This window comes from Serratia sp. KH_031, from assembly GCF_057839655.1.
Genome location: NZ_CM174496.1, coordinates 3,316,425 through 3,329,301 on the forward strand (window position 1 = coordinate 3,316,425; position 12,877 = coordinate 3,329,301).

Annotated in this window: 13 protein-coding genes; 10 read left to right on the plus strand and 3 right to left on the minus strand. The window is 49.0% G+C overall.

What is annotated here, in order from left to right; translation table 11 throughout:
• Positions 1-4 precede the first annotated feature (4 nt).
• From AC3ISQ_RS15050 to AC3ISQ_RS15060, 3 genes are all read left to right on the plus strand, one after another.
• Positions 5-361 (plus strand): DUF4810 domain-containing protein, encoded by a 357-nt coding sequence (locus tag AC3ISQ_RS15050; RefSeq protein WP_489347773.1) that lies wholly within the window; start codon positions 5-7, stop codon positions 359-361.
• Positions 358-1,014, plus strand: a complete 657-nt coding sequence (locus AC3ISQ_RS15055; RefSeq protein WP_489347775.1) for a DUF799 domain-containing protein — start codon at positions 358-360, stop codon at positions 1,012-1,014. Before AC3ISQ_RS15050 ends, AC3ISQ_RS15055 begins: the two co-directional genes overlap by 4 nt.
• A 239-nt stretch (positions 1,015-1,253) precedes the next feature.
• Positions 1,254-2,099 carry a PA4780 family RIO1-like protein kinase gene (locus AC3ISQ_RS15060; RefSeq protein WP_489347777.1) on the plus strand — a complete coding sequence of 282 codons (846 nt, stop codon included), beginning with the start codon at positions 1,254-1,256 and terminating at the stop codon, positions 2,097-2,099.
• Positions 2,100-2,279: 180 nt separating this feature from the next.
• Here the strand turns inward: AC3ISQ_RS15060 and AC3ISQ_RS15065 are convergent, their stop codons facing one another.
• On the minus strand, positions 2,280-3,134 hold the full coding sequence (locus tag AC3ISQ_RS15065) for a YDG/SRA domain-containing protein (RefSeq protein ID WP_489347779.1): 855 nt from the start codon (positions 3,132-3,134) through the stop codon (positions 2,280-2,282).
• Positions 3,135-3,502: 368 nt separating this feature from the next.
• Here AC3ISQ_RS15065 and AC3ISQ_RS15070 point away from each other — a divergent pair, with 368 nt between their 5' ends.
• The 5 genes from AC3ISQ_RS15070 to AC3ISQ_RS15090 all read left to right on the plus strand — a co-directional run bounded on the left by AC3ISQ_RS15070 (position 3,503) and on the right by AC3ISQ_RS15090 (position 7,244).
• Complete coding sequence (locus AC3ISQ_RS15070; RefSeq protein WP_489347780.1) at positions 3,503-4,687, plus strand: MFS transporter; 1,185 nt, start codon at positions 3,503-3,505, stop codon at positions 4,685-4,687.
• 54 nt (positions 4,688-4,741) lie between these two features.
• Complete coding sequence (locus AC3ISQ_RS15075) at positions 4,742-5,638, plus strand: LysR family transcriptional regulator (protein WP_489347782.1); 897 nt, start codon at positions 4,742-4,744, stop codon at positions 5,636-5,638.
• A 55-nt stretch (positions 5,639-5,693) separates the two neighbouring features.
• Entirely contained in the window at positions 5,694-6,035 is a 342-nt protein-coding gene (gene yajD / locus AC3ISQ_RS15080) for an HNH nuclease YajD (protein ID WP_489347784.1), read from the plus strand.
• Between the two features lie 283 nt (positions 6,036-6,318).
• A complete protein-coding gene (locus tag AC3ISQ_RS15085) occupies positions 6,319-6,954 on the plus strand; it encodes a division plane positioning ATPase MipZ (RefSeq protein ID WP_489347785.1) in 636 nt (211 codons plus the stop codon).
• A complete protein-coding gene (locus tag AC3ISQ_RS15090) occupies positions 6,951-7,244 on the plus strand; it encodes a hypothetical protein (RefSeq protein WP_489347787.1) in 294 nt (97 codons plus the stop codon). Before AC3ISQ_RS15085 ends, AC3ISQ_RS15090 begins: the two co-directional genes overlap by 4 nt.
• A gap of 55 nt (positions 7,245-7,299) precedes the next feature.
• Here the strand turns inward: AC3ISQ_RS15090 and bglX are convergent, their stop codons facing one another.
• Together bglX and AC3ISQ_RS15100 are read right to left on the minus strand one after the other, a co-directional pair.
• Complete coding sequence (gene bglX / locus AC3ISQ_RS15095) at positions 7,300-9,597, minus strand: beta-glucosidase BglX (protein ID WP_489347789.1); 2,298 nt, start codon at positions 9,595-9,597, stop codon at positions 7,300-7,302.
• Between the two features lie 89 nt (positions 9,598-9,686).
• A complete protein-coding gene (locus AC3ISQ_RS15100; protein WP_489347790.1) occupies positions 9,687-10,616 on the minus strand; it encodes a LysR substrate-binding domain-containing protein in 930 nt (309 codons plus the stop codon).
• A 117-nt stretch (positions 10,617-10,733) separates the two neighbouring features.
• Here AC3ISQ_RS15100 and AC3ISQ_RS15105 point away from each other — a divergent pair, with 117 nt between their 5' ends.
• Positions 10,734-11,888 (plus strand): pyridoxal phosphate-dependent aminotransferase, encoded by a 1,155-nt coding sequence (locus tag AC3ISQ_RS15105; protein ID WP_489347792.1) that lies wholly within the window; start codon positions 10,734-10,736, stop codon positions 11,886-11,888.
• 28 nt (positions 11,889-11,916) lie between these two features.
• Positions 11,917-12,696 carry an ABC transporter substrate-binding protein gene (locus AC3ISQ_RS15110; protein ID WP_489347794.1) on the plus strand — a complete coding sequence of 260 codons (780 nt, stop codon included), beginning with the start codon at positions 11,917-11,919 and terminating at the stop codon, positions 12,694-12,696.
• Positions 12,697-12,877: the final 181 nt, after the last annotated feature.

The window sequence follows — 12,877 nt, forward strand, 5'->3', positions numbered from 1 at the left end:
AAACATGATAACTAAAAAAATAAGTGGGGTGCTGCTGGCAGCAACCCTGCTGGCTGGCTGTGCCACGCAAAAACCCCTCTACAACTGGGATGGTTACCAAGCTACGGTATACCAGTATTATCAGCAAGATAGCTCCAGCGCGGAACAACAGATCGCTCAATTGAAAGAGATCATCGAAAAATCTCGCGCTAAAGACCTCGCCGTTCCCCCAGGTCTGCACGCCCACCTTGGCCTGCTGTATGCCAAAACCGGTCGCACGGAGCAAGCCTTCGAGGAGTTTAATACCGAGAAGCGATTGTTCCCTGAATCAGCACCGTTTATGGATTTCTTGCTGAGCAAGGATAAAGGGAGTTTTAAATGAAACGTGCATTAGGTTTATTTAGCGCAGTAGTGGTGTTGCTGCTGACAGGCTGTGCCAAGAAGGCACCATACGATTACGCGGCATTCCATGAAAGCAAGCCGAAATCTATTCTGGTACTGCCGCCGACCAACAGTTCACCAGATGTCAAAGCCAGCCATAGCGTGCTGTCCACCGCAACCCTGCCGTTGGCCGAATCTGGTTACTATGTGTTACCTGTCGCGTTAGTGGAAGAAACCTTCCAACAAAATGGTCTGACTCATGCTAATGACATCCGTAACGTCAGCACCCAGAAACTGCACCAAATCTTTGGCGCGGATGCGGTGCTCTACCTGGATGTCACTCAATACGGCACCAGTTACATCGTGATCGACAGTGAAACCCGCGTCACCGTCAACGCTAAGCTGGTTGATCTGCGTACCGGCAAACAATTGTGGGCAGGCAGCGCTACCGCCTCCAGCAATGAAAACCGCGACAACAGCAACTTTGGTCTGTTATCGATGGTGATCAACGCCGCTGTCGCGCAAATCGCGAATACCATCAGCGACAAAGGCTTTGATATTGGTGCGGTTGCCAATACCCGCTTACTGGCCGCAGGCCGTCCTGATGGCATTTTGTATGGCCCACGTTCGCCAAAATACGGCAGCGAACGCTAAAACTCTCAGGCAGCCGTTTTGGCTGCCTTTTTTCTTTTCCGATGTTCTATCCTGATAGGTATACTGTTTCTCATCCCTCTAATACCCAAAATAATTCGAGGTGCATCGAGGCGGCAACGCAGTGAATCCCGATGAGCTTACGCCAGTAAGTGATTCGGGTGAGCGAGGAGAGCCAACAAAGAGGCAGCTTGAAGTATGAAGGGGATTCACAATGGAGCCGAAATAGGGTACAAGGCCGCATGAAGATTCCAAAACGACTCCAACCATTAGTAGATGATGGGTTAATCGACGACGTTATTCGCCGTTTGAAAAGCGGCAAAGAAGCCGACGTATTTATCGTGCGCTGCGGCGACGAAATCCGCTGCGCCAAGGTTTACAAAGAAGCAGAGAAACGTAATTTCAAGCAGGCTGTGCATTATCAGGAAGGTCGCAAGACCCGCAACAGCCGCGATGCTCGCGCTATGAATAAAGGCACGAAGTTCGGCCGTCAGCAGCAAGAAGATGCTTGGCAAAATACTGAGGTGGATGCCCTCTATCTACTGGCCAAAGCTGGCGTGCGCGTGCCACAACCGGACATCTGTCTGGATGGCGTATTACTGATGGAGCTGATCACCGATGAAGAAGGGTTAGTTGCCCCGCGTTTGAGCGACATTACCCTGACAGAACAACAGGCGTTGGGCGATCACGCATTGATGATGAACTATGCCGTGCGGATGTTATGTGCCGGATTAGTCCACGGAGACTTATCCGAATTCAACGTGCTGATGGACAAGAATGGCCCAGTGATTATCGACTTACCGCAGGTTGTCGATGCCGCCGCCAACAATCACGCTAAAAGCATGTTCGAGCGTGATATTAACAACATGACGCACTACTACGGCCAATTTGCCCCGCAATTGCTCGGTAGCCAATATGCCAAAGAGATCTGGGCACATTATCAAGCCGGTGATTTGACGCCAGAAACCGCACTGACGGGTAAATTCGTCGAAAGCAGCAAACGCGCTGATGTCGGTTCAGTGCTAGAAGAGATCCAAGCCGCTAGCGAAGAACATCAACGACAGTTGATGGCGAGGAATGAAGAGTGATTCAGTGCCCTGTTTAGACAGGGCATTGCAAGCAAACTTGGTTCAAACCTCTATACCCTTCATACTTGAAGCTGCATCTTTGTTGGCTCTCCTCACTCATCCCAGTCACTTACTGGAGTAAGCACCTGGGGGCTCGCTGCGTTGCCGCCTCGATGCAACTCCAATTATTTTTGGGTATAATCACTTTTTATAATGCGTTCGGTGGTAATTAATAAAATAAGGATCAACGAAATGATTTTTATTAATATTCAAATAACCAACAATCCCTTCTAATGACATATCATCATTAATAGTAAAACCACCGTTATCGAATAAAACATGATGATTAGGGCATAAACAAATAATATTACTTTCAATATCCGGGCCATTATGGGGTTTACCCAACGGCTTGATATGAGCCGCTTCAGCGTACAGCCCTGCTGCCGTAGCCAAAGCAACACCACAGACTTGGCATTGATATTGATGGATTTCTTTGACTTTCTTGGCGATTACCGTGTCTCGAACAATGCGTTGAACCGTAATTTCTTGACGTTTAGTTTCACCGTACGGCGGTGCTTTATCTTCTGCTTGAGATTCATTCTTCAGGACAGGAATAGATATCAACCTGAAACGATAAATAGTAAAACCTGCCTTTCCTTTCTCATGCCAAAAGTCATCGATATAAAATAAACCCGCGTACTGATAACCTTCTTTCGGAGAATATTGGCTTTTATGTTTTGCACTACGTGTAACTCGAACCGGTAGCCCTAATATTTTGCTTTGAGCTAATGCGAGATTCTGTTTCGTTAATGTCTGATCGGCAATCTGTTGACCGGTGTTACCGTCTCGCCCCCCAGCTCCGGTGTAGATAATCTCATGACCATAATCCACATCGTCTACATACCCACCAGACAACACGATCGAGTCAGCACCTTCTGATGCAGAGCCGCTGATCCCAGCCTGATTTGGGGGATGAATGCCTGATTGAGCCAGCTCCATACGGTTCGCAAAAATTTGACCGGGCAATACGTCATTAATTTCGCCAAAAACTCGCATACTCTCTTTCCTCAGCCATTGGTTAGCCGACTTATAAATTAATATCTATTAATCATAATGATAGAGAGTATCTTACTATGTATTTAACTTATTTATTAGCGTTAATCGTTCGACTAACACCCAAGCCCCCCAAGCGCTAGTTCCCTTTCCCCATACTGTCCAGAGCAATTTTGTTCTATCTATATACAGAATAAGGAGTTACTGCCACACCCGCACTATTCATCGGCCTCCCGCGATTATTCCCCCTCAGAAACAGTGTAACTACGGAAAACGGATTTATCTGCCGTTCGCAGCTGCGTAAATTGTGATCTCCATCACGCGTGCCGAACGGGTACGATTGACACAATACATCTGAGACGAGCGGTACTATGCTGAATAATAAAGATAAACCTGCATCATCACCGTGGCTGGCGATCTTCTCGCTAACGGTCGCCTGCTTTGTCATGGTGACAACCGAGTTTCTACCGATCGGCCTGCTCACTAACATCGCCCCTTCCCTTCATGTCAGCACCGGCACCGCCGGACTGATGGTGACAATGCCTGGCATCGTCGCTGCGGTGGCGGCTCCGGTGCTTAGTCTGGCGTCTGGGCGTCTCGATCGACGCTTATTAATGCTGGCACTTTCACTGGTATTGATTGTTTCCAATTTGGTCTCCGCATTCGCGGTTAATTTCCCGATGATGCTATTGGGACGCGTGTTATTAGGCATTAGCGTCGGCGGTTTCTGGTCGTTCGCGACCAACTATGGACGTCATTTAGTGCCAGAAGCCAGCCAAGGACGCGCTACTGCATTGATTCTTAGCGGTATTTCAGTCGGTGCCGTATGTGGCGTACCGGCTGGTGCGTTGATTGGCGATCTGTTTGGTTGGCGCGCCGCCTTCTTCGGTAGCGCCGCACTGGCGATCATCGTGTTGCTGGCTCAATTACGTTTGCTCAGCGCTGTGCCACCAAGCCGTGCCGTCACTCCGCGCGATCTGCTATTACCGCTGCGTTTGCCAATGGCACGTATTGGACTGATCGCGATCGTCTTACTGTTCATTGGACATTTCGCCGCCTACACCTATTTGCGACCGTTGCTGCAACAGGTGTTTATCCTCAGTCCTTCAGCCATTTCACTGCAACTGCTCGCTTACGGGGCGGTTGGTCTGTTAGGGACTTTCGTCGGTGAACGTTTAGCGGCACAAAGTTTACGCGCCACCTTCATTTTGATCACTGCGATGCTGGCCGCGATTCTCATTATTTCGCCACTCTTGAGCGGCATCGCGGGAGCCACGCTGATGGTGCTAGTTTGGGGGCTGGCGTTTGGCGCCGTTCCGGTGTGTGCTACTAACTGGATGTTTGCCGCCGTACCACAAGCGCCAGAAGCTGGGCAGGCATTGTTGGTGTGTGTGATTCAAATCGCTTTGGCTTCTGGCGCTCTGCTAGGCGGTGAAGTGGTAGATTGGCAAGGTGTCAGTAGCGCAATGCTGTTCGGCGGTGCTTTAACGCTTTCTGCAGCACTGGTATTTGGTTTGTCCTTGCGCTCCGGCATGATTGGCGCTAAACAATCATAATTCATATCTATAAATCCCCGGTTTGAGCCGGGGATTTTATCTTTGGTAATACTTATGGATCATCATCTGCTCGCCATTCGCGTTTTTCACCGCGTCGTCGAAACTGGCGGCTTTACTCGCGCTGCCGATTCGTTACGAATGCCGAAAGCGACGGTCACTAAGCTGGTCCAAAGCCTGGAAGATCATTTGCAAACCAAGCTGTTTCAACGAACCACCCGTAGCGTCGCCGTCACTTCCGAGGGTGAGTGTTATTACCAACGCACGGTGAAATGGTTAGCAGAATTGGAGCAGGTGGAAGGTTGCATGGCCGAATCACAAAGTACACCGCAGGGCGTCCTGCGGATTGATGTTGGCGGTTCAACGGCTCGGCAAATTTTGTTACCCGTATTGCCTGATTTTATCGCCCGTTACCCGCAAATTCAGATTGATTTAGGCGTTGGCGATCGCCTGATTGATTTAATCAACGACAGCGCAGACTGCGTCATTCGTAGTGGTCCATTGGCAGATTCCAGCCTGATCGCCCGGCGGCTGTTTGAACTGCAATGGGTGACCTGCGCAACTCCAGCTTATCTAGAACGTTATGGCATACCCAATCATCCTTGCGAGTTAGAGGAATTAAACTTCCCGGTAACTCATTACCGTAATGCATTGAATGACCGTATACAGCCGCTACGTTTTGTCGATAAGGGCAAAGCGATTGATATTCAGTCTCGCTATCACGTCAGTGTCAATGAAAGCAACGCCCATTTAGCCGCAGCATTGGCCGGTTTGGGTCTGATCCAAACGCTACGTTTTATGGCGCAGCCCCATTTGGATAATGGCGAGTTAGTCAGTCTGTTGGATAACTGGCAGCCTCCAGCAGAGCAAATGTATGTGGTTTACCCTTCGAACCGCCACCTGAGCACTAAGTTGCGAGTGTTTATTGATTGGGCTTTAGAGGCTTTTAAGTAGCGCGGCGTTGCATCCGCGCTTATCATGATCGCAACTCCTTACACTGGAAACGACCATGGCATATATCCCAAAAAACTACGCGAAGCTGGAAGTTGGCTACCGTGAAAAAGCACTAAAACTGTTCCCGTGGGTCTGTGGGCGTTGCTCACGGGAATTTGTTTACTCCAATCTGCGCGAACTGACGGTGCACCATATCGATCATGACCACAGCAACAACCCAGAAGATGGCAGTAACTGGGAAATGCTGTGTCTGTATTGTCACGATCACGAGCATTCTAAATATACCGAAGCCGATCAATACGGTTCAACACTGGTCGCTGGTGACGATGCGCAAAAGGATGTTGGTGTGGCAACACATAACCCGTTCGCTGATCTTAAAGCGATGATGAAAAAGTAAATTGTCAGTAAGGGTATCTTTTACGATGCCCTTAGCTAGATAACTTAATAAGTTATTAATTAAATAAATCCTACTAACTCAATCACTTCCCAGAACATTCCTACTTACTCACTTAATAAGTTACCAGCAAAATAAGCCGCTAAGTTAGCAACATAACATCTTGGCAAGCTCCCAAGCTTGAGGCATATTGTCCTCAGACTGTTGTTAATAAACTATTTAATTAATAACCCAGCAAGCTATTTACTTAGTAAGTTATTAGCTTGGTAACTTAAGAGATAGCTACATGATTGTTCTGATTGGTTCGCAAAAAGGTGGCGTAGGGAAATCAACCAAGGCGGTCAATATCGCCGGTTACTTGATTCTCAAACAAGGAAAAACGGCAATCATTGTCGATGCCGATGACCAAAAGTCGATCATGACTTGGTATAACGATCGGCAAAATGTTGAAGGCTTACCGCACATTCCAGTGGTTGCCGCCTCTGGGAAAATCAAAGAAACCTTGCTGGAGCTGGATCGCCATTACGACTATGTGATTGTCGATACCGCGGGTCGTGACAGCGCTGAATTACGTTCGGGTCTGTTGGCTGCCGACTTGTTCCTCTCTCCTCTTCGTCCTTCGCAGATGGATCTTGATACCATCGGTTATCTATCCGAGATGTTTTCTACTGCGCAAGAATATAACGAGAAGGTCAAAGGCTACATCGTACTCAATATGTGCCCGACCAATATTTTCATCAACGAGGCTAACGAAGCCGCCAGCGTGTTGGCTGAATACCCTGAGTTAACCTTGGTCAATCACCGCCTGTGCGATCGCAAAATTTATCGTGATGCTTGGGGTGAAGCGATTACCGTGCATGAAGCGAATAACGAAAAAGCCCAGCATGAGATCGAGAGCTTAGTAAAAGAGGTGATCCTATGAAAAAGCGGACTCCGACACACCGAATGTCAGAAGATGAATTTATCAATAGCGCCACTTCTCATACCTTACTAACGCCAGTTCCCGAAGCCAAATCGCCAGGGCGTAAACGCACCTATAAAGCGATTTCGGTGAGCTTGACCGACAGCCATATCGAAATGATTGATGAAATGATTATGCAGGCAGCGCGCAACGGTGTGGTGCGGATCACCCGTTCGGACATTATTAAATTAGCGATTGATGGTCTGGCAGATAAAAGCGAAGCGCAACTATTGGCGTTGTTGAAGAACTAGCATTTTAATAACCTGCCAACTTAATAAGTCATTAAGCTGGCAGGTTAACTATTTATTACTGCAAGTTAAAGCTTTGTTCTTGCACGTTTTCCGAGTCTAAGCCAACAAATACATTAAACTTACCCGGTTCTGCGGCCCATTTCAGATTGGCGTTATAGAACTTGAGATCGTCCTCTGTAATTGGTAATTCCACGCGTTGTTCCTGCCCAGCACGCAACGTCACTTTCTGGAAATTACGCAGCTCTTTCACCGGGCGGCTAATCGAAGCCGCAACGTCCTGCACATACAACTGCACCACGGTAGCACCATCATATTTACCGGTATTTTTCAGCATCACGCTGGCGGTAATGTTGCCATTCCGCGCCATCGTTGGACTAGAAAGCTTTAAGTCCGACAGGCTGAATGTGGTGTAACTCAGGCCATAACCAAATGGATAAAGTGGACCGTTTGGCGAATCAAAGTAACGTGACGAGTACTTGCCCGGATTCTCTTTATTTAACGGGCGCCCGGTATTCAGGTGATTGTAATACATCGGGATCTGTCCAACTGAACGCGGGAAGGTCATCGGCAGTTTGCCTGATGGGTTGTAATCCCCGAACAACACATCAGCGATAGCATTACCGCCCTCGGTACCGCTGTACCAAGTTTCCAACATCGCATCAGCCTGCTGGCTTTCCCATTCCAACGCTAACGGTCGACCATTGGTCAGCACCAGTACCAACGGCTTCCCCGTTGCCTTCAAAGCTTTGATCAAATCACGCTGGCTCTGCGGAATGGTAATGTCGGCACGGCTGGAGGCCTCGTGCGACATGCCGCGCGCCTCGCCAACCACAGCGACAACCACATCAGACTCTTTGGCTGCTTTGACGGCTTCGTCAATCATCTGCTGCGGCGAACGGGTATCAAATACCACCTCTGGCTCATACTCGTTCAGATAATCAATGATGCTTTTATCTTGCGTTACATTGGCGCCTTTGGCGTAAATGATTTTCGCTTTATCACCAATTGCATTTTGCAAACCTTCGCGGATTGTTACTGCCTGTTTAACCACGCCCGCAGCTGACCAACTCCCCATCACATCCCGTTGGCTATCGGCCATCGGCCCAACCAAGGCAATCGTGTCCTGTTTTTGCAACGGTAGAGTCTGATTATCGTTTTTCAGCAGTACCATCGTTTTACGCGCAATGACACGCGTTTCGGCGCGGTGTAGGCGGCTTTCGGCGTTAGTATCTTGCGGATCGGAGCCCACAGGCCCCAAATGTACATATGGATCTTTAAACAGCCCCATTTCGTATTTAGTATTGAGAACATCACGGCAAGCACGATCGATATCTGTTTCCGATACCAAACCGTCCTTCACCAACCCCGGCAGATACTGATCGTAATACTCGTCGCTCATACTCATATCGACGCCAGAGGTGATCGCCAATCGCACCGCATCACGGGCATCTTCGGCTACGCCATGCTTAATCAACTCCTTGATAGCACCGTGGTCGCTAATGGTAATGCCATCAAAGCCCCACTGACTGCGCAGCAGGTCTTTCAGTAGCCACGGGTTAGCCGTTGCAGGAATGCTATTGATAGTATTGAGCGACACCATCACCCCACCACTGCCCGCATCCACCGCCGCTTTGTACGGCGGCAAGTAATCCTGATACATCTTGAGTGGGCTCATATCGACGCTGTTATAGTCGCGCCCGCCTTCCACCGCACCGTACAGCGCGAAGTGTTTCACACTGGCCATGATCGAGCCGGGTTTAGATGGATCGCCATCTTGATAAGCATCGATCATCACTTTGGCGATTTTCGACACTAGCCAAGTATCCTCACCGAAACCTTCTGATACCCTACCCCAACGTGGATCGCGGGTGATATCAACCATTGGCGCGAAGGTCATATTCAGGCCATCGTCGCTAGCTTCCTGCGCCGCAACACGCCCACTGAGGGCAATAGCTTCCATATCAAAGCTCGCCGCTAGACCTAAGCTGATGGGGAAGATCGTGCGTTGCCCATGAATCACGTCATAAGCAAAGAAAAGAGGGATTTTCAGACGACTGAGTTGCATCGCCTGATCTTGCATCACGCGAATATCTGGACGGGTAACAGTATTGAAGATGGCGCCAATTTGCCCCTTTTTGATCCCTTCGCGGATCGCTTCTTTCGGATTATCTGGCCCGACGCTAATCAAACGTAGCTGGCCGATTTTCTCTTCTAGCGTCATCTGTTTCATCAAGTTAGAAACAAAAGCATCACGCTGCTGAATATTAGTTCCTTGTACTAGGGTCGCTTCCTGCGCAAACACAGGGCCAATAGACAAACCGGACAACATCCCTACTAAACAAAGCCATTTCATATTGTTATCTCAGGCGAAAAACGTATCGGCAGTTTGCCACACTCTTTTTGTCGGTAACAACGATTCTTGAAATGGAAAGTGGCAATAGATTAAGGTTGATAAACCATCGAGGAGAGGTAACGTTGAAGATGCTGGCGACTTTGCTCTGCTTCATTCCCTAACCATTCGACCAATGTCGCCAACATAGTAGGCACTACCGGCTGTTCAGGGTAAACCAGATAATACGCCGCACCGCTGGCAACACTGAGAGGGAAAGGCGTCGTAATACGTTTGGCTTGAAGATCCTCTTCTAGTAAACACAGATCGCCAATCGCAATACCGAAACCTTGTAACGCGGCACTCATCGCCAGATCGAGCGTATCGAAGTGCTGTGCTTTGATAGAAGGTAAACTGTCCTGCCCCGCTGCCTTCAACCATAATAACCAATCGCGACGATCGCGCGTTGGGTGTAATAGTGTTTTATCCACCAAATCTTCAGGTTGCGGCGCTCGTCCCAAATCTGACAAATAATTCGGCGTGCATACCGGGGTAAGAATTTCATCAAACAGATGATGCGCTACCAGCCGCTTGGCCTGCGGCTCGCCAAATATCACTGCCGCATCGAAATGCTCACTGCCAAAGTCCAGTCCATGAGATACCGAAGCGGTCAACTCAATATGCATTTCCGGGCGTTCATTTTGCAGACGAATGATACGCGGCAATACCCAACGCATAGCGCAAGTCGGACATTTGATACGTAAGGTTCCTGGCTGTGCATTCACCCGAACCAATGCTTCTTCCAACTCTCTCAACGCCTGCTGCACGGGGCCCAGCAGTTGCGCCCCCTGTAGCGTTAACGTCAACCCACGCGCCCGACGGCTAAATAACGGATAACCGAGTTGTTGCTCTAACCCCAAAATCTGACGGCTGACTGCGCCTTGCGTCAGGTGTAAGGCTTGTGCTGCATGGGTAAAGTTGAGGCGTTGTGCGACCACAATAAAGGTTTTCAGTACGTCGAGTGAGGGTAACAATGTCTGCATATTTCAGCCCAACCAGCCATGAGTTTTACGCATGGCTAGTATGACAAAGTTTCTATTGTTAGCCTAGGTTAACTGATGCTTAATCATTCAACATCTCTATCTATCACAGGAGCCAACATGCAAAGCGCCTGCTCCCAACGTTCCAAGTTACCTGACGTTGGCACTACGATTTTTACTGTCATTGGCCAACTGAGCGCCGAACACCAAGCATTAAATCTGTCACAAGGTGCCCCCAATTTCTCCTGTGAACCGCAATTGGTCGAAGCCGTGGCTCAAGCCATGCGTGCGGGTCATAACCAATACGCACCAATGAGCGGTGTAGCAGCATTGCGAACTGCATTAGCAGATAAAGTTGAACGATTATATGGCTGCCAATATCACGCTGACGACGAAATCACGGTGATCGCCAGCGCCAGTGAAGGTTTGTATTCCGCCATTAGTGCGTTGGTTCATCCCGGCGATGAAGTTATCTATTTCGAACCGGCTTTCGACAGCTATGCGCCAATTGTTCGGCTGCAAGGTGCGACACCGGTGGCGATCAAACTGTCATTGCAAGATTTGCATATCGATTGGGATGAGGTCGCGGCAGCTATCAACAGCAAAACGCGGATGATCATCGTTAACAGTCCACATAACCCCACTGGCAGCGTATTTAGCGAACATGATATCGAACGACTGACGGCACTAACACGTAATACTGACATCGTGATTCTGTCTGATGAAGTGTATGAACATGTGGTTTTCGACGGCGATATTCATCACAGCATGGCGTGTTATCCGGCGTTAGCGCAGCGCAGTGTGATCGTCTCCTCATTCGGTAAAACCTATCACGTCACCGGTTGGCGCGTGGGTTATTGTATGGCGCCAGCGGCATTGATGGAGGAGATCCGCAAGGTACACCAGTTTATGGTGTTCTCTGCCGATACACCGATGCAGTATGCGTTTGCTGCAGCGTTGAGTCATCCGCAAAGTTATTTGGGATTAGCCGAGTTTTATCAGCAAAAACGCGATCTGCTGGCGAATGCTTTGCGTGAGTCTCGTTTTGAGCTATTACCGAGCCGCGGTAGTTTCTTTATGCTGGCGCGTTTTAGTGGTTTTAGTGATGAAAGCGACAATGATTTCGCGGTACGTCTGATCCGCGAAGCGAAAGTCGCCACCATCCCGCTATCGGCGTTTTACAGTGACGGCACCAATACCGGCATCATCCGACTAAGTTTCGCCAAAGATAACGATACCCTGCTAGAAGGCGCTCGCCGTCTGTGTCAGGTGTAATTTTTGCCCTGGGAAAAGGATCATATTGATGAAAGCATTAAAAACGTTGCTTGCTGTAAGTTGCCTGTTAGCCGCTGGCTCCTCCTTTGCCGCTGAACAGGAAATGCGTTTTGGCGTCGAAGCGTTGTACCCTCCGTTTGAATCCAAGACCGCCAGCGGCGAATTGGTCGGGTTTGATATCGATTTGGGCAATGCTATCTGCGCCGAGGCCAAGTTGAAGTGCAGTTGGGTGGAAACCTCGTTCGACAGCCTGATCCCCGCATTGCAAGCCCGGAAGTTTGATGTGATCAACTCGGCGATGAACGTCACCGAACAGCGTAAACAGGCGATTGCTTTCACCAACTCCATCTATCAAGTCCCGAATCGACTGATTGCCAAAGCCGACAGTGGCTTACTGCCAGAGGCCAAATCACTAGCGGGTAAAAGCGTGGGTGTACTGCAAGGCTCGATTCAGGAAAATTACGCCAAAGCGCACTGGGAAACCAAGGGCGTTAACGTTGTTTCTTATCAGGACCAAAATCAGGTTTATCAAGATCTCACTTCTGGTCGACTTGATGCCACGCTGATTATGGCTCCGGCGGGTCAGAGCGGTTTCTTGGCGCATCCTGATGGCAAAGGTTTTACCTTTGTCGGTGGTGACATCCGCGATGACAAAATCTTTGGTTCAGGTATCGCTTTCGGATTACGTAAAGATGATGCGGCACTGAAGAAACAACTGGATGAGGCTATCGTCAAAGTGCAGCAACAAGGCACAGTGAACCAATTGGCGAAGAAGTATTTTGGCGATATTGATGTGGCGGTGAAGTGAATCAAATAAGAGCTGAGTGGTTAGCCCAGCTCTTAATTAAGTTCCAGCAGCTTATCTTACGAACAACTACCGGTCAGTTGCATGATAACAACGATAATTTGCAAGCTAACGAGGACAATTTCCAACGTTAGCAAAATGATGCTTGCAGTTATCACTTGGCACACTCCATGTGATGAAGAGT

Coding starts and splice junctions, on each gene's coding strand:
- AC3ISQ_RS15050 (WP_489347773.1), top strand. CDS start 5: ATGATAACTAAAAAAATAAGTGGGGTGCTGCTGGCAGCAACCCTGCTG.
- AC3ISQ_RS15055 (WP_489347775.1), top strand. CDS start 358: ATGAAACGTGCATTAGGTTTATTTAGCGCAGTAGTGGTGTTGCTGCTG.
- AC3ISQ_RS15060 (WP_489347777.1), top strand. CDS start 1,254: ATGAAGATTCCAAAACGACTCCAACCATTAGTAGATGATGGGTTAATC.
- AC3ISQ_RS15065 (WP_489347779.1), bottom strand. CDS start 3,134: ATGCGAGTTTTTGGCGAAATTAATGACGTATTGCCCGGTCAAATTTTT.
- AC3ISQ_RS15070 (WP_489347780.1), top strand. CDS start 3,503: ATGCTGAATAATAAAGATAAACCTGCATCATCACCGTGGCTGGCGATC.
- AC3ISQ_RS15075 (WP_489347782.1), top strand. CDS start 4,742: ATGGATCATCATCTGCTCGCCATTCGCGTTTTTCACCGCGTCGTCGAA.
- yajD (WP_489347784.1), top strand. CDS start 5,694: ATGGCATATATCCCAAAAAACTACGCGAAGCTGGAAGTTGGCTACCGT.
- AC3ISQ_RS15085 (WP_489347785.1), top strand. CDS start 6,319: ATGATTGTTCTGATTGGTTCGCAAAAAGGTGGCGTAGGGAAATCAACC.
- AC3ISQ_RS15090 (WP_489347787.1), top strand. CDS start 6,951: ATGAAAAAGCGGACTCCGACACACCGAATGTCAGAAGATGAATTTATC.
- bglX (WP_489347789.1), bottom strand. CDS start 9,597: ATGAAATGGCTTTGTTTAGTAGGGATGTTGTCCGGTTTGTCTATTGGC.
- AC3ISQ_RS15100 (WP_489347790.1), bottom strand. CDS start 10,616: ATGCAGACATTGTTACCCTCACTCGACGTACTGAAAACCTTTATTGTG.
- AC3ISQ_RS15105 (WP_489347792.1), top strand. CDS start 10,734: ATGCAAAGCGCCTGCTCCCAACGTTCCAAGTTACCTGACGTTGGCACT.
- AC3ISQ_RS15110 (WP_489347794.1), top strand. CDS start 11,917: ATGAAAGCATTAAAAACGTTGCTTGCTGTAAGTTGCCTGTTAGCCGCT.